Source organism: Streptomyces regalis (assembly GCF_001509475.1).
Taxonomy (GTDB): Bacteria; Actinomycetota; Actinomycetes; order Streptomycetales; family Streptomycetaceae; genus Streptomyces; species Streptomyces regalis.
This window is the reverse complement of the sequence record NZ_LLZG01000366.1, coordinates 40,206-56,265: the sequence shown is the minus strand read 5'-3', so window position 1 is coordinate 56,265 and position 16,060 is coordinate 40,206. Positions and strand designations below refer to the sequence as shown.

The following is a 16,060-nucleotide window of genomic DNA, read 5'->3' as shown; positions in this document are numbered from 1 at the left end:
ATACGGCCGCTGGAGAGCAGGGCGACGCGGTCTGCGAGGAGCACGGTGGAGGGGCGGTGGGCGACGATGAGGGCGGTGGTCTGGGCGAGTACGTCGCGCAGGGCGGCTTCGACGGCGGCCTCGGTGTGCACGTCGAGGGCGGACAGGGGGTCGTCGAGGACGAGGAACCTGGGTCGGCCGACGACCGCCCGGGCGAGCGCCAGCCGCTGCCGCTGCCCGCCGGAGAGGCTGAGGCCCTGCTCGCCGACCTGGGTCCCGGTCCCGTGCGGCAGGGCGTGCGCGAAGCCGGCCTGCGCGACGCCGAGCGCCCGCTCCAACTCGGGCTCTCCCGCCCCGTCCGCGGCCCCCATGAGAACGTTGTCCGCGACGCTCGCAGAGAAGAGGGTGGGCTCCTCGAAGGCGACGGCCACGAGTTCGCGCAGCGTTTCCCTCGGCATCGCGGAGATGTCCTGGCCGTCGAGGGTGATGCGGCCGGACGTCACCTCGTGGAGACGGGGGACGAGGGCGGTGAGGGTCGTTTTGCCGCTGCCTGTCGCGCCTACGAGGGCCATGGACTCGCCGGGGCGGATGTGGAAGTCGATGTGGTCGAGGATGGGCGGGGAGTCGGCGGGGGCGTCGGGATAGCGGAACCGGACGTTGTGGAAGCGGATTCCATCGTTGTCCGCTGCGGGTTGTGCGGGGCTGGTCGCGCCCGCTCGGCGGTAGCCGCACATCGATTGCAGCCCCGCGCCGCTTTGGGGCGCTTCCGGCTCCGGCGTTTCGTCCATGACCTCGAAGTACCGCTCCGTAGCCGTCGCCGCCTCCTGGCTCATCGCCAGCAGGAAGCCGATCGAGTCCACGGGCCAGCGCAGCGCGAGCGCGGTCGACAAGAACGCCACCAGCGTCCCCGCCGACAACTCCCCGTCCGCCACCTGCACGGTGCCCAGCACCAGCGCCGCCCCGATGGCCACCTCGGGCAGCGTGACGATGACGCCCCAGATCGTCGCCAGCAGACGGGCCTTGCGCAGCTCCGTGCCACGCAGCGTCCGTGACAGCTCCCGGAACGCCAGTGCCTGACTGCGGTGCCGCCCGAACCCCTTGATGATCCGGATCCCGAGCACGCTCTCCTCGACGACCGTCGTCAGATCGCCGACCTGGTCCTGCGCGCGGCGCGCCACCGTGGCGTACCGCTTCTCGAAGACCACGCAGGTGACCATCACGGGCACGGCAGGGATCAGGATCACCAGCCCCAGCGTCCAGTCCTGGAGCAGCATGATGATCACGCCGACGAGGATCGTCACGCTGTTGACCAGCAGAAACGTCAACGGGAAGGCGAGGAACATCCGCAGCAGCATCAGATCGGTCGTGCCCCGCGACAGCAACTGCCCCGACCCCCACCGGTCGTGGAACGCCACCGGAAGCCGCTGCAGATGCCGGTACAGATCCGCCCGCATCCCCGCCTCGACCCCCGCCAGCGGCCGCGCCACGAGCCACCGCCGCAGCCCGAACAGCAACGCCTCCGCGAAGCCGAGCAGCAGCAGGTACAGCGCCCCGAGCCACACCCCCGCCGGATCCCGGTCGGCGACGGGCCCGTCCACCATCCACTTCAGGACGAGCGGAAAGACCAGCGTCAGACAGGAGGCGACGACCGCCACGAACGCGGCGGTGAACAACCGCACGCGCACGGGCCGTACATACGGCCACAGGCGCAGCAGCGTACGCACGGCGGAACGGTCGGATCGATCGGGTCTGTCCTCGGCGGTTGCACGTGTCGTCACCATCAGCAGCGAGCCTACGGATAGCCACTGACACTGCCCACCGAGTTTTGGCCGGTCCGCGATCGGCCGCTGGACCTACGACCTGCGTGTTCGAGGGGTCGTACAACCTCGCCCGGCCAGTCGTAAGCCGCCATCGACCGATCGGCTGATGCCCCTTCGAGCGCGACGGCCGATGTGCCGGATGCCGCCCCGCCGCGACCCTGAAGCCATGTCCGTCATCGAAGTCACCGACCTGCGCAAGTCCTACGGCGGCCGAACCGTCGTCGACGGCGTCTCCTTCACCGTCGACGAGGGCGAGATCTTCGGCATCCTCGGCCCGAACGGCGCAGGCAAGACCACCACGGTCGAGTGCGTCGAGGGCCTGCGCGTCCCCGACGCGGGCCGCGTCCGGGTGACCGGCCTCGATCCCGTCGCCGACCACCAGGCCACCCGCCGGGTGCTCGGCGCGCAGCTCCAGGAGAGCGAGCTGCAGGCCAGGCTCACCGTCCGCGAGGCGCTGGAGCTGTACGCCGCGTTCTACCCGCGCCCGCTGGACTGGCGGCCCCTCGCCGAACGCCTCGGCCTGACCGACAGGCTCACCACCCGGTTCGCCAAGCTCTCCGGCGGCCAGAAGCAGCGCCTGTTCATCGCGCTCGCCCTGATCGGCAACCCCCGGATCGTCGTCCTGGACGAGCTGACCACCGGCCTCGACCCACGGGCCCGCCGGGACACCTGGGAGCTGATCGAGGACATCCGCGCGAACGGTGTCACCGTCCTCCTCGTCACCCACTTCATGGAGGAGGCCCAGCGGCTGTGCGACCGGATCGCGGTGATCGACAAGGGGCGGGTGGCCGCCCTGGACACCCCGTCCGGCCTGATCCGCCGCTCAGCAGGGGCCACCGTCATCAGTTTCACGCCGTCCGCGCCGCTGGACGAGGGTGACCTGATCGCGCTGCCCGCGCTCGCGTCGGCCGAGCACAAGGACGGCCGCCTCACCCTGTCCGGCACCGACGAGACCGTGAACGCGGTGATCACCCTGCTCGCCCGCCGGCACATCACCGCCCATCAACTCCGCGTCACCGACGCCACGTTGGACGACGCGTTCCTCGACCTCACGAAGACCGACACGGCCGACACGGCCGACACGAAGGAGGCGGCGGCATGAGCACGGCCGTCCTGAACAACGCCGTACTGAAGGCGGAGATCCGCCTCCTCCGCCGCGAACCCGGCGCGCTCTTCTGGATCCTGCTGTTCCCGACCCTGCTGCTGGTGATCCTCGGCTCGATCCCGTCCTTCCGCGAGCACCAGACCGGCCTCGGCGGTCTGCGCACCATAGCCGTGCTCGGCGAGGCGTGCTCAAGGACGCCCCGCGCGACGACCTCTTCACCGCCGTCCGCGCCGCCGCCGAGGGCCGTACCGTCCTCTCCCCGGCCGTCGCCTCCCGCTTGGTCTCCGCGGTCCGTGCCCCCAGAGCTCCCGGCAACGAGCCCCTCTCCGCCCGCGAGCGCGAGGTGCTGGCCCTGGTCGCCAAGGGCACGTCCAACCGCGAGATCGCCCGTGAGCTGTTCATCAGCGAGGCCACCGTGAAGACCCATCTCACCCACCTGTATGCCAAGTTGGGCGTCAACGACCGCGCGGCGGCGGTGGCGACGGCGTACCAGCGGGGGATCCTCGGCTAGCTCGGACAGGGCAGCAGGGTGCCGTAGACCTTCTCCCACGCCGCCTTCGGCTCGAGGCTCGTGCCGTCCAGCGGGTACCCCGGGTCGGGGCGGGCGCCGCCGATCTCGAAGCCGCGATCTCGGCACCCGTCTCGGCGTCGTCCTCCGCGAGCCAGGGCCGGTCGTGGCACTGAGGAGCTGTCCGGGCGATCATGTGACTGCCCCGTGCCTGGGTCGTTGTTGCGAGCATGGGGCGGGGCGATCTGACGGATGCCGAGTGGGAACGGTTGCGGCCGTTCCTGCCGGTGAGGGCCGGTGAGCAATGGACGTTGTGGCCGGTGGCGGGATCACCGGCAGGTGATCGACGGAATCTTGCACCGGGTGCGGACCGGCGTGCAGTTGAGGGATCTTCCCGAGAAGTACGGCCCCTGCAGCAGGTCCAGGCCTCGGCCGACGCCGCGGGCGAGATCGACTGGGACATCTCGGTCGACTCCACCATCGTGCGGGCTCATCAGCACGCGGCCGGTGCCCGCGTCCACTACGACGAGAGCTGTCTGCCCGATGTGCGGCCGGCTCCAACCCAATGTGGCAGCGGCCGCCATCTGCTCTGCGCCGAGAAGCAGCTCCGGCACGGCGTCACCGGCTGACGAGGTGAGCCAGGGTTCCTGATCCACGCCGTACCGCCCATCCGCGGCAAGCGCGGACGATCCCGTCAGCGCCCCGATGTCCTCTACGCCGACCGCGGTTACGACCACAACGTCTACCCCCGCCAGGTCCGTGAGCTGGGCATCCGCACGCTCATCGCCCGGCGCGGCACCGGGCACGGAAGCGGCCTGGGCAAGAACCGCTGGGTCGTCGAAGCGGCCTTCGCACTTCTGCGCTGGTTCCGCCGACTGCATATCCGCTGGGAAATCCGCGCCGACATCCACCAGGCCTTCCTCACCCTCGGCTGCGCAATCATCTGCTGGCGGCGCCTCAAAAAACAGTGCTGATCTGAGCCCTCAGCCCGAACCGGCGACCAGCGCCTCGCCGAGCGGGGTGCGCCGGTAGAGCACCGACCGTCCGGACCGGGCGCGGACGAGCAGCCCCGCGCCTCGCAGGATGGCGAGGTGGTCTCCCACCGCGCCGGGTGCCATGGCGAGGCTTCGGGCGAGGTGGCTGGTACTGGCCGGGGCGTCCAGCGCCAACAGCAGCCGGGCCCGGGCCCGGCCGACCAGAGCGGTCAGCGCGTCCGGTTGGGGGACGGTCGCCTGTTCGCCCCACAGGGCGGCGGTGCCGCGGGCACGATAGATCAAGGTCCTGGGCCAGGGGTCTTCCAGGTGGGCGGCGATGTTCCCGACGAAGACCGAAGGGATCAGCAGGAGCCCGTCGCCGGCGAGGCGGACTGTTCCGACTGGGGGGAAGTGGCCGACCTCGATACCGCCGGCTTGCCAGGCGATGCTCGGGTGCAGGCTCTCGATGGTCGTGGCCCATCCGTGTTCGCCGATCACCCCCACCCGGTGCACGACATCGCGCTCACAGATCGCGCGCAGGTGCGGCCAGTCCGTGGCGAGCAGCTCGTGCCACGCCTGGTCCATCGCCTCGGCGATCCTGGAGACGGCGTCCGTCGAGTCCAGCACCGCGCGTACGCGGGGATCACGGGCGGACGGGCCGGTCGCGGTGGTGGCGCATTCGTGGCGGGCCGCTTCCAGCGGTGTGGCCCGGATTACGGCCAGGTCGTCCGCCCAGGTCTGGTTGAGGCCGCGCGGGGGCGGGGCGACGAAGTTCGGTCCGGACTGCGGGGTGTGCAGGGCGAGGACGGCGTCCAGTTCGGTCTCGCGGCGAAGCCGTTCAAAGGCCGGCAGGAGCCGGGCGGCCCAGGCTCGCGGCAGCGGCCGGTCTTGGCCGGCGAGCGAGCGGAGCAGAAAGCAGAGGTCCATCGCGGGCGACAGTGCGAAGCGGCTGCGCAGCAGGTCCTCGACGGAGACTTCGAAGCGGAGCACCCTGCGATGCTACCGCCGGACGTCTTTTCCGATTCGTCCAGCGACGAATCATTGGTGAGTGGCGTGGGCGCACGGCGAGGCTGGGCGTCATGATCCCAACCGCCGAACCCGCGCAGGGCAACCACCGTGCCACCTACCGGGAGGTGCTGGCCGAGCCGCGATTCCGGCTGCTCTTCTCGACCCGCGCCGTCGCGATCACTGCGGGCTCGCTGCGGATCACCACGTTCTCGGTGCTGGTCTTCGCGGCCACCGGCTCCGCGCTGTTGAGCGCACTGGTCTTCGGCATCGGCTTTCTCCCGCAGCTGTTCGGCTCGCTGCTGCTGGGCTCACTGGCCGACCAAGTGCCGCCCCGCGCGCTCATCGCCGGCGGCTACGCCTTGGAGTGCGCCGCCGCCCTGCTGCTCGCCCTGGTGCGGATGCCGATCGCGGCAAGCCTAGGTGTCGTGGCGCTGGTCGCCCTCGCCACACCGGTGTTCGGCGGCGCGTCGAGTCGGCTGGTCGCGCAGTGGCTGAAGGGCGACGCCTATGTACTGGGCCGTTCACTGAACAACATCGCCTCCTCTGGCGCGCAATTGTTCGGTCTGGCGCTGGGAGGTGCGGTCGTCGCGGTACTCGGCCCGCACCGGGCGCTCGCGGTGAGCGCCGCCCTCTACCTCGGCTGCGCGCTCGCTATCCGCATCCGGCTACCCCGGCTGCAGCCGGGAGAGTTCGGCGGCACACCCGGCAGCGCTCGGGGCGATGGCGGGGCCGTCCGGGCAAGCCTGCACGGTGCCGGCCTGCTGCTGCGCGGACACACGGTACGACGACTGATGCTGGCCCAGTGGCTACCGCCCGCGTTCGTAGCGGGCGCGGAAGGCCTGATCGTCGCCTACGCGGGAGGACGCCACTTCGCGCCCGGCTGGTACGCGGTGCTGATGGGCTGTCTGCCGGTCGGCATGCTTGTCGGTGACCTGCTGGTGGGTCGACTGCTACGGCCACCCACCCGGGAGCGACTGGTAGTCCCGCTGATTGCGCTGACGGGAGTGCCGCTGGTCGGCTTCGCCACCGAGCCCGGAGTGGGCGTCTCGTCCTGTCTGCTGCTGCTCTGCGGCTTCGGATTGGCCTACGGCCTCGGCCTGCAACGGCCGTTCCTGGACGCCCTGCCGCAGGATGGCCAGGGCCAGGCCTTCGGTCTGCTCGGCTCCGGCAGCATGACGCTGCAGGGCGTCGGGCCGGCCTGCTTCGGCTCGGTGGCCGCAGGCATCGGAACAGGCGGCGCAATCGCCCTGGCAGGCGGCGCGGCGGTGCTTACCGCCGGCTGGATTCTCACCTGGCACCCGCCCACCTCCCCGGTCCCCGTCCCGAACTGCTCAACGGGATCAGAGAACGGCACCGAACAGCATGCGTGTAGTTCTCCTGCGCAGTAACCGTCGCAGGTCGGGTCGGCCGCGAGCCGTCGGACCACGTACGGGATCTTGAGACCACGAACAGCCTATGGAAGGTTCATGCCGCATGATCGATAAATTCGCGAAGGACAACCTGCACGGGAGACTGCGGCGGGACCGCGAGGCGTTGCTCTGGAAACTCGACGGCTTGTCCGAATACGACGCCCGCAGACCTTTGACGGCGACCGGGACCAACCTCCTCGGCCTGGTCAAACACGTGGCCACCGTCGAGGCCAGGTACTTCGGCGAGGTCTTCGACCGCCCTTCGCCGGAATCGCTGTGCCGCTGGCAGGACTCCGACGGCAGCGATCAGTGGGCTGCCGAGGACGAGACCCGCGAGCAGATCATCGAGTTCTACCGGCGCACGTGGAAACACTCGGACGCGACGATCAACGAGCTGCCCCTCGACGCCCTCGGCCACGTGCCGTGGTGGCCGGAGCCTTACCTCAACACCAACCTGTTCGCCGTCATGACCCATGTCCTCAGCGAGACCGTCCGGCATACCGGACACGCCGACATCCTGCGCGAGGGCGTCGACGGCCGGACCGGGGTGCGCGCCGAAAACGAGCAGCAGATCGACGAGGAAGCCCGTGCAGCCTACTGCGCGAAGATCGAGCAGGCCGCCAGGTCGGCCGCATCAATCAAGGCCTAGTCGGACATATCGAGCAGCCTGACATCAGCTCCCCTACCGGCGCTTGCGATTTCCGAGCACCCGGCCACCTGATATGCCCGCGTCACTCAGCGGGCGCAGGGCGCCGGCGGCCGGGGTCGAGGCGGTGAAGCTGTAGCGGCCGAGCAGGTTCAGGTTGCGGTGCTTGAGAGGGGAGAGCCGGGTGATGTCCTCCTCGCGGATCGCGTGGCCCTCGGCCTGGTAGCTGGGCGACGGCGGCGTCGACGTAACGGGTCGTCCAGAGCACGATGGTGCTGAGGACCAGACTGAGCGAGCCGAGCTGGTCCTCCACGCCGTCCCGGTACGCCTGGTGGATGCTGCCGCGCTTGCCGTGGCACACGTCCCGGGCCGGCTTGTGGCGGGAGATCGCCAGGAGCTGTCCGGTCGATCACGCGTCCCGTCAGGGTCTCAGCGGATCATGGACGCGGACTACGCCTCGGACGACGAGGTGGACGGCTGGCTGGACAGACTGGACAGAGCTCTGGCATGCCCGTCCGGTCATGTCGGCGACTTGATCTTCTGGCCGCCGGAGCGGGAGCTTTCGGCTGACGAGGTAGTCGATCAGGATCTGGCGTACCGGCCGATCCCTTTGTGAGGTAGCGGCTCAACTCCGAAGCCAGATGAGCAGAGCCGCGGTGGTGGCGGTGCCGAGGAAGACGTAGCCGGCGCGCCCGCGGTCCCGGCCGGCGCCTTGAGCAGGCCGGGACCGGCCTGGAAGGACGAGCTGGCGGCGGCGAGCAGCAGCAGCGAGCTGGTCAGCTGGAACGCGCCGTACAGCCGGCCCGGATGCCGATGTGCACCTTCACGGCGAGGACCGTGAGCGCGATGGTCAGTCCGCCGACGATCACCAGCAGCAGCGCGAGGGTGCCCCGGCCGAAGCGACGCCGTTGGGTGTCGTCGAGCTGCCCCAGCTGGGCGATTGCCGTCGAGGGGCCTCGATCCCGGTGGCCAGGGCCATTGCGACCGGGAAGGCCGGCACCACCGCCGGCATCGCCGAGTGCCCCGGGGCGTGGCTCGCGGCGGCGTGGCCCGTGGTGTGCGGGGAGGTGAAGCCGAGGATCAGCACGGCCACCGACGCGGCGACGAACAGCACGGTCATCACCGCGAACAGCAGCCGCCCGCCGTGCCCGAACCAGGTCAGCCCGGCCGCCACCAGCAGCAGGAGCAGCGCCAGCGGAATCCGCACCGGGGCCGGCCCCGGGAACAGGGCGATCACCGCGCCGGCCGCCGCTCCACCGCCCTTGGGGAAGCGGCGCACCAACTGCCAGTAGTTGGCGGTGATCACCACGACCAGGCCGATCACCAGCGACATCGTCGGGATCAGCAGCGCCAGGTCACCGTCCAGGGCGCGCAGGGCACGGCACGACGCGGCGAACGGGCCGTGACGGGCGGCGCGGCGGCTGGGCCGGCAGGGCGTACTTGCCCAGAGGTGACCATGGGAGGCCTTTCCGGCGTCGATATGCGTCCAGGACGGCGTCAAGGAGCCGTCAAAACGGGCCGCCCGACCACCCCGCACACCGGCCGCTTCAGCCGACCACCTTCAGCAGCAGCACCGCCCGCGCCGGCACCGTGATCGCCGCCCCCGCCCGATGCTCCACGCCCGGCGCCTCCCCCTGCTCCTCCCGCGAGGTGTCGACGACCACCTCGTACCGCTCCGCCCACGGCGGCCCCGGCAGCACGAAGCTCACCGGCCGGTCCCCGGCGTGCAGGACGGCCAGGAAGCTGTCGTCGAGGATCGGCGTCCCCCGCTCGTCGCGACCCGGGATGTCCCGACCCGACAGATACATGCCCAGCGTCGCGGCGGGCGCGTACCAGTCCCGTTCCGTCATCTCCGCGCCGCGCAGAGTGAACCAGGCCAGATCCCGCAGCCCGTCGGCCGAGTGCGCCCGCCCGGAGAAGAACGCCCGCCGGCGCAGCACCGGATGCCGGTGCCGCAGCTCGATCAGCCGGGAGGTCAGGTCGAACAGGGCCTTCCAGCCCGGCTCCTGAAGCAGCCCCCAGTCCAGCCAGCTGATCTCGTTGTCCTGGCAGTACGCGTTGTTGTTGCCCCGCTGGGTGCGCCCCAGCTCGTCACCCGCGACCAGCATCGGCACGCCCGTCGACAGCAACAGGCTCGTGAGCAGGTTCCGCAGCTGCCGTCGCCGCAGCGCCCGTACGCGCTCGTCGTCCGTCTCGCCCTCGGCCCCGCAGTTCCAGGACCGGTTGTCGTTCGACCCGTCCCGGTTGCCCTCGCCGTTGGCCTCGTTGTGCTTGCGCTCGTACGACACCATGTCCCGCAGCGTGAAGCCGTCGTGCGCGGTCACGAAGTTGACGGAGGCGTACGGTCGCCGCCCGCCCCACGCGTACAGGTCGCTCGACCCCGACAGGCGGTACCCCAGATCCCGTACGTCCGGCAGCGCGCCCCGCCAGAAGTCCCGTACGGCATTGCGGTAGCGGTCGTTCCACTCCGTCCACAGCGGCGGGAAGGCACCCACCTGATACCCGCCCGAGCCCACGTCCCACGGCTCGGCGATCAGCTTCACCCGCCGCAGCACCGGATCCTGCGCGATGACGGCGAGGAACGGAGACAGCATGTCGACGTCGTGCATGGAGCGGGCCAGAGCCGCCGCCAGGTCGAACCGGAAGCCGTCGACGCCCATCTCCGTGACCCAGTAGCGCAGGGAGTCGGTGATCAGCCGCAGGACGTGCGGCTGGACGACGTGCAGGGTGTTCCCGCAGCCCGTGTAGTCCGCGTACCGGCGCGCGTCCGACTGCAACCGGTAGTACCCCCGGTTGTCGATGCCCTTGAGCGACAGCGTCGGGCCCAGCTCGCCCGCCTCCGCCGTGTGGTTGTAGACGACGTCGAGAATGACCTCGATGCCGGCCGCGTGCAGCGCGCTGACCATCCGCTTGAACTCGCCGACCTGCTGGCCGGTCGTACCGGAGGCGGCGTAGGCGGCGTGCGGGGCGAAGTAGCCGATGGAGTTGTAGCCCCAGTAGTTGCGCAGGCCCTTGCGCAGCAGATGGTCCTCGTGCGCGAACTGATGCACCGGCAGCAGCTCCACCGCCGTCACGCCCAGCTTGACCAGGTGCTCGATGGCCGCCGGGTGCGCGAGACCGGCGTACGTGCCCCGCAGCTCCTCCGGAATCCCGGGGTGCAGCTTCGTGAACCCCCGTACATGCACCTCGTAGATCACCGAATCGGCCCACGGCGTCTTGGGCCGGCGGTCGTCCGCCCAGTCGTCGTCATCGTGGACGACGACGCCCTTCGGGACGTACGGCGCCGAGTCCCGGTCGTCGCGCACGGTGTCGGCGACGTGCTGCTGCGGCCAGTCGCGGACATGCCCGTACACCTCGGGCGGCAGACTGAAGTCGCCGTCCACCGCGCGCGCGTACGGGTCCAGGAGCAGCTTCGCCGGGTTCCAGCGGCCGCCGGTCCACGGGTCCCAGCGGCCGTGCACCCGGTAGCCGTAGCGCTGGCCCGGCATGATGCCCGGCACGAAGCCGTGCCATATCTCGTGCGTCAGCTCGGTGAGTTTGGCCCGCGTCTCTTTGCCCTGCTCGTCGAAGAGACACAGCTCGACCGCTTCCGCTCCCCCCGCCCACAGCGCGAAGTTGGTGCCCGCCACCCCGTCCGGGCCGACCCGGAAGCGGGCGCCGAGCGGCACGGGGGTGCCCGGCCATACGGGCACGGCAGGGGTCTTGGGCTGCGCGCCGTTCACCATGGCGGCCGGGCGCCCCTCCTCAGCGGGGACCGACCCGGCCACCGCCTCCTGCTCGGCTGCGCTCGACACCTGTCGGCCTCCCACGGCTCATGGACCACACGAAGGGGAAGGAGAGCCCACGGCGTCCCGTCCGCGGCTCCCCATCGCGTCGTCCTCCCACATGTTCTGCCCACCGCATGGCTCGCACTCACGTTTCCCCAGGGCCGCCCCGGTCGTTGGGGTCTTCGTGAGGCACGTACAAGGGCGCGCGCGGCGCGCGGGGGCCGTGTTGGCCGCCGTACTGACATGGGCCGGCCTGTTGGCCGGCGTGGCCGGCTGCACCTCGGACGGCGGTGGCGTCGACCAGATGCTGGGCAAACCGCCGGCGCCCGAGGACGTCATCCGGGTCACGCCCGACGACCGCAGCAAGGGCGTACGCCCCGACGACCCGCTGCTCGTCCGGGTGCCCGGCGGGCACCTGGAGTCGGTGAAGGTCGTCAAGTCCCAGGACGCACAGGAGTTCCCGGTACCCGGGCACATCTCCAAGGACGGCCTGCGCTGGGAGCCCGAGGCCCCCGGGCTCGCGCTGGCCGCCGAGTACACGATCGACGCGGTGGCCGTCGACGGCCAGGGGCGTCGCAGCGCACGGCACACGACCTTCACCACGTACGTCCCCGACGAGCGGTTCATCGGATACGTCACCCCGGAGAACCGCTCCACCGTCGGCACCGGAATGATCGTCTCCCTGGAGTTCAACCGGGAGATCGAGAACCGGGCCGCCGTCGAACGCGCCGTCCAGGTCACCGCCGAGCCGTCCGTCGAGATCCGCCCGCACTGGTTCGGCAGGTCCCGCCTCGACTTCCGCCCCGAGCACTACTGGAAGCCCGGCACCCAGGTCACCGTCGCGCTGCGCCTGCGGGACGTCGAAGGCGCGCCCGGCGTGTACGGGCTGCAGCACAAGACGTTCTCCTTCACCGTCGGCCGCCACCAGGTCTCCCTGGTCGACGCCGCCAAGCACACCATGGAGGTACGGCGCGACGGCGAGCTGCTCACCACCGTGCCGATCACGGCCGGCGCACCCAAGAACACGACGTACAACGGCAAGATGGTGGTCACCGAGATGCTCGAGCTGACCCGGATGAACGGCGCGACGGTCGGCTTCAAGAAGGCCAACGGCAAGAGCGAGTACGACATCCCGGACGTCCCGCACGCCATGCGCCTCACCGACTCCGGCACCTTCCTGCACGGCAACTACTGGGCGGACGCCTCGCTCTTCGGACGGAGCAATGTCAGCCACGGGTGCGTGGGGCTCAGGGACGTCAAGGGCGGCGGCTCCGAGACGCCCGCGGGCTGGTTCTTCGACCGCAGCCTGATCGGGGACGTCGTCGAGGTCGTCCGCAGCAATGACAAAAAGGTCGCTCCCGACAATGGGCTCGGAGGATGGAATATGGGCTGGAAGGAGTGGAAGGCGAGGAGTGCGGTGAAGTAACAGGACAGGGGGGTGAGTTGCCCGACCAACCGGCTATCTGCCGATGTTGGAACGGAACGGTGACAAACGCGCGGCGCCGACGCCCATGACCTTGTGGTTAATATGCGCCGGTGCGCGCGGCAGATGCGCGGGGGCGCGGGCCTGACCAGGTCCGGGGAGGGGAGAAAGACTTGAACGTGCGGCCGATATCGGGGGCGTCGGTTGACGCGACGCGCGGGAGGCGCGCGAGGCGTGGGGGCAAGGGACTGACGGTGTTGGCCGGGGTGCTGCTGCTCGCCGTCACCGCGTGCGGCGGGGGCGGTGGCTCGGACTCGGGGGCCGGCGACGGCAAGGGCAAGGACTCCGGTACTGCGGAGACCAAGAAGTCGCAGGCGGTCGTGACCATAGCCCCGGGCGACGGCGCCAAGTCCGTCGAGACCAGCGGCGCGCTGAAGGTGACCGCGGCCAAGGGCAAGCTGACGGACGTCGAGGTCAAGGACGCCAAGGGCAACGCGATCGACGGCAAGATATCCGGCGACGGCGCCACCTGGACGCCGTCCACGCACCTCGCCGCCGCCACGACGTACACGGTGCACGCGGTCGCCAAGGACTCCGACGGCCTGGAGGCCGCCGAGGAGGCCGACTTCACCACTCTGACCCCGAAGAACACCTTCGTCGGAACCTTCACGCCGGAGGACGGTTCCAAGGTCGGCGTCGGAATGCCGTTCTCGATCCGCTTCACCCGGGGCATCACCAGCCCCGAGGACGTCGAGAAGGCCATCACCATCAAGACCGAACCGGCCGTCGAGGTCGAGGGCCACTGGTTCGGCAACGACCGCCTCGACTTCCGTCCCGAGAAATACTGGAAGGCCGGCACGAAGGTCACGGTCGACCTCAACCTCGACGGCGTCGAGGGCCGCCCCGGCGTCTACGGCGAGCAGGACAAGAAGGTCACCTTCACCATCGGCCGCAACCAGGTCTCGGTCGTCGACGTGAAGACCAAGAAGATGAAGGTCATGCAGGACGGCAAGGTCATCAAGACCATCCCCGTCACCACCGGCAAGCCCGGGTACGACACCTGGAACGGCCAGATGGTCATGACCGAGAAGTTCGTCGAGACCCGCATGAACGGCGACACCGTCGGCTACGACGGCGAGTACGACATCGACGACGTCCCGCACGCCACCCGCCTGACCGACTCCGGCACCTTCATCCACGGCAACTACTGGGGCGGCGGCGCCTTCGGCAACTACAACGCCAGCCACGGCTGCATCGGCCTGCGCGACGTCAAGGGCGCGTGGGACGGGGGCACACCGGCCGCGTGGTTCTTCAACCACTCGACGATCGGCGACGTGGTGGTCGTGAAGAACTCCAACGACGCGACGGTCGCTCCCGACAACGGCCTGAACGGCTGGAACATGTCGTGGGAGAAGTGGAAGGCCTAGGGTTCCCTTTCGGACGTACGGCTCCGGTGCCTGCCTCGATGTGAGGTACGGCACCGGGGCCGTCGCCGTTAGTCCCCGTTAACCTGCTGGCATGACCGTGAATCTCGAAGTCGCCGAAGGCGTCGGCACCCTCCGTCTCGACCGCCCGCCCATGAACGCGCTGGACGTCGCCACCCAGGACAGGCTCAAGGAGCTCGCCGAGGAGGCGGGCCGGCGTGACGACGTACGGGCCGTGGTGATCTACGGCGGGGAGAAGGTGTTCGCGGCCGGCGCGGACATCAAGGAGATGCAGGCCATGGACCACACGGCGATGGTCCTGCGCGCGCGGGCCCTGCAGGAGTCGTTCACGGCGGTGGCCCGCATCCCCAAGCCGGTCGTGGCAGCCGTGACGGGCTACGCGCTCGGCGGCGGCTGCGAGTTGGCGCTGTGCGCGGACTACCGGATCGCTGCGGACAACGCCAAACTGGGTCAGCCGGAGATCCTGCTCGGCCTGATCCCGGGCGCGGGCGGCACCCAGCGGCTGGCCCGTCTGATCGGCCCGTCGAAGGCGAAGGACCTGATCTTCACGGGCCGCATGGTGAAGGCCGACGAGGCGCGCGAGCTGGGCCTGGTGGACCGCGTGGTGGCGCCGGACCAGGTCTACGCCGAGGCGCACGCCTGGGCGGCGAAGCTCGCGCAGGGTCCGGCGATCGCGCTGCGTGCGGCGAAGGAGTCGATCGACACGGGCCTGGAGACGGACATCGAGACGGGCCTCGCGGTGGAACGGGGCTGGTTCGCCGGGCTGTTCGCGACGGAGGACCGGGAGCGGGGGATGCGGAGCTTCGTGGAGGAGGGCCCGGGCAAGGCGAAGTTCCTCTGAGGACACGGGGCAAAGCCTGGTCCGGAACTTCTGAAACTCCGCCGAACCACTGGCAATTGACAGGGCGTCTGATTCGGGTCCCTCGATGGGGCGGTTTATGGCAGCCTTAAGGCAACCTTAAGCCTGCCTTGTCGAGGGAGCCTGTCGATTGCCTCCAGCGGACCCTTCGTCGCAGGTCATCCGGGCTGCCATCGACCCCGAACTGCCTCTGTCATATGCCAACCGAGTCGTGCGGAATGACCGCTTCCGGGGGGTGTATTCCGCGGGAACGGCCCCGGAGAGCCCTGTCGGCGGCCATGATGGGGGCATGGCGGGGCTGGAGGGTATCGAACAGCCGCGGGGACACAGCCGTGCAGCCGCGGCGCGCTGGTCGCCGACGGCCGAGGACGAAGCTGCCTCCAAGGCGCTGGAGCTGTTCGGCAATCCCACGGAGGCGGAGGTTCCGCTCCCGTCCCGCCCCGAGTCCGCGGCGACGGCGCGGCGGCTGGCCCAGGTGGTGGTCCTGCGTCAGTGGGGCCTGACTCCGAAGATGACGGAGGACGCCGTCCTGCTCGTCTCGGAACTGGTCGGCAACGCCGTCCGCCACACCGGCGCCCGCGTCTTCGGCCTCCGTATGCGCCGCCGCCGAGGCTGGATCCGCATCGAGGTCCGCGACCCTTCCCGCGGCCTGCCCTGCCTGATGCCGGTCCAGGAGATGGACATCAGCGGCCGGGGCCTGTTCCTGGTGGACAAACTCTCCGACCGCTGGGGCGTGGACCTGCTGCCGCGCGGCAAGACGACCTGGTTCGAGATGCGGGTGGCAGACCGCTAGAGCCGACCGTTCACCACCGAGCCCGGCCATCCCGATCCCTGACTCGCCCGCGGGGGCTTCGCCTTAGGGTGCTGACGGTCACTTCTCAGCGCCGGTCCGGATCTTTCAGCCCGTCCGGCGTTTGAGGACGAGGCCCGTTCAGGGCCGAAGCTGGGGTCCAGGGGGCGGCAGCCCCCTGGCGGGGTCGAAGGGGCGGAGCCCCTTCAGGATGGGACGGGTAGGGGCGGCGGGGGCGAAAACCACCAGGCCCCGGCGACCCGCACGAACGGCCTATCGGGTGAATCATGCGTTTTTCGACGTAATCCTCATTAAATGGTCCAGTGA

12 protein-coding genes and 5 pseudogenes are annotated in these 16,060 nt (G+C 70.2%); 12 read left to right on the top strand and 5 right to left on the bottom strand.

The genetic code is table 11. The annotated features are described in order from the left end of the window. Nucleotides 1-1,760: ABC transporter ATP-binding protein (locus ADL12_RS34340; protein WP_062709566.1), on the bottom strand; the 1,760-nt coding region annotated here is incomplete at its 3' end. Nucleotides 1,761-1,965: 205 nt separating this feature from the next. On the opposite strand from ADL12_RS34340, the gene ADL12_RS34335 reads away from it, so the two are divergent. The 5 genes and pseudogenes from ADL12_RS34335 to ADL12_RS51355 all read left to right on the top strand — a co-directional run. After that, entirely contained in the window at nt 1,966-2,901 is a 936-nt protein-coding gene (locus ADL12_RS34335) for an ABC transporter ATP-binding protein (RefSeq protein WP_062709558.1), read from the top strand. Next, nucleotides 2,898-3,077, top strand: a pseudogene (locus ADL12_RS57060) (ABC transporter permease); the annotation flags it as partial. The gene ADL12_RS34335 and the pseudogene ADL12_RS57060, both read left to right, overlap by 4 nt. Nucleotides 3,078-3,088: 11 nt before the next feature. Next, nucleotides 3,089-3,415, top strand: a pseudogene (locus ADL12_RS34330) (helix-turn-helix transcriptional regulator); the annotation flags it as partial. Nucleotides 3,416-3,642: 227 nt separating this feature from the next. Beyond that, nucleotides 3,643-3,927, top strand: a pseudogene (locus tag ADL12_RS58610) (transposase); the annotation flags it as partial. Between the two features lie 132 nt (nt 3,928-4,059). Continuing rightward, nucleotides 4,060-4,386: pseudogene (locus ADL12_RS51355) on the top strand (transposase); the annotation flags it as partial. A gap of 9 nt (nt 4,387-4,395) precedes the next feature. Here ADL12_RS51355 and ADL12_RS34320 read toward each other — a convergent pair. After that, nucleotides 4,396-5,376 carry a winged helix-turn-helix domain-containing protein gene (locus ADL12_RS34320; RefSeq protein WP_062709552.1) on the bottom strand — a complete coding sequence of 327 codons (981 nt, stop codon included), beginning with the start codon at nt 5,374-5,376 and terminating at the stop codon, nt 4,396-4,398. Nucleotides 5,377-5,465: 89 nt separating this feature from the next. Between ADL12_RS34320 and ADL12_RS34315 the strand changes: the two genes are divergently transcribed. Both ADL12_RS34315 and ADL12_RS34310 read left to right on the top strand, forming a co-directional pair. Beyond that, nucleotides 5,466-6,782 carry an MFS transporter gene (locus ADL12_RS34315; RefSeq protein WP_062709550.1) on the top strand — a complete coding sequence of 439 codons (1,317 nt, stop codon included), beginning with the start codon at nt 5,466-5,468 and terminating at the stop codon, nt 6,780-6,782. Nucleotides 6,783-6,867: 85 nt separating this feature from the next. Further along, the gene (locus ADL12_RS34310) at nt 6,868-7,452 is read left to right on the top strand and encodes a DinB family protein (protein WP_062709547.1); all 585 of its coding nucleotides are present in this window, start codon (nt 6,868-6,870) and stop codon (nt 7,450-7,452) included. Between the two features lie 33 nt (nt 7,453-7,485). Here the strand turns inward: ADL12_RS34310 and ADL12_RS51350 are convergent. Then, a pseudogene (locus tag ADL12_RS51350) lies at nt 7,486-7,834 on the bottom strand (Tn3 family transposase); the annotation flags it as partial. A 54-nt stretch (nt 7,835-7,888) separates the two neighbouring features. On the opposite strand from ADL12_RS51350, the gene ADL12_RS34305 reads away from it, so the two are divergent. Continuing rightward, complete coding sequence (locus ADL12_RS34305; RefSeq protein WP_062709543.1) at nt 7,889-8,065, top strand: hypothetical protein; 177 nt, start codon at nt 7,889-7,891, stop codon at nt 8,063-8,065. Nucleotides 8,066-8,314: 249 nt separating this feature from the next. Here ADL12_RS34305 and ADL12_RS34300 read toward each other — a convergent pair whose 3' ends face one another. Both ADL12_RS34300 and glgX read right to left on the bottom strand, forming a co-directional pair. Continuing rightward, nucleotides 8,315-8,950: a hypothetical protein gene (locus ADL12_RS34300; protein WP_062709541.1), complete on the bottom strand. Its 636-nt coding sequence runs from the start codon at nt 8,948-8,950 to the stop codon at nt 8,315-8,317. A gap of 46 nt (nt 8,951-8,996) precedes the next feature. Then, entirely contained in the window at nt 8,997-11,243 is a 2,247-nt protein-coding gene (gene glgX, locus ADL12_RS34295) for a glycogen debranching protein GlgX (protein ID WP_062709538.1), read from the bottom strand. A gap of 157 nt (nt 11,244-11,400) precedes the next feature. On the opposite strand from glgX, the gene ADL12_RS34290 reads away from it, so the two are divergent. The 4 genes from ADL12_RS34290 (at nt 11,401) to ADL12_RS34275 (ending at nt 15,736) form a co-directional block, all read left to right on the top strand. After that, a complete protein-coding gene (locus ADL12_RS34290) occupies nt 11,401-12,642 on the top strand; it encodes a L,D-transpeptidase (protein WP_062709535.1) in 1,242 nt (413 codons plus the stop codon). Nucleotides 12,643-12,812: 170 nt separating this feature from the next. After that, entirely contained in the window at nt 12,813-14,066 is a 1,254-nt protein-coding gene (locus tag ADL12_RS34285) for a L,D-transpeptidase (RefSeq protein ID WP_062709532.1), read from the top strand. 91 nt (nt 14,067-14,157) lie between these two features. After that, a complete protein-coding gene (locus tag ADL12_RS34280; RefSeq protein ID WP_062709529.1) occupies nt 14,158-14,925 on the top strand; it encodes an enoyl-CoA hydratase/isomerase family protein in 768 nt (255 codons plus the stop codon). A 307-nt stretch (nt 14,926-15,232) separates the two neighbouring features. After that, nucleotides 15,233-15,736 carry an ATP-binding protein gene (locus tag ADL12_RS34275; protein ID WP_062709526.1) on the top strand — a complete coding sequence of 168 codons (504 nt, stop codon included), beginning with the start codon at nt 15,233-15,235 and terminating at the stop codon, nt 15,734-15,736. The last annotated feature ends 324 nt before the right edge of the window (nt 15,737-16,060 follow it).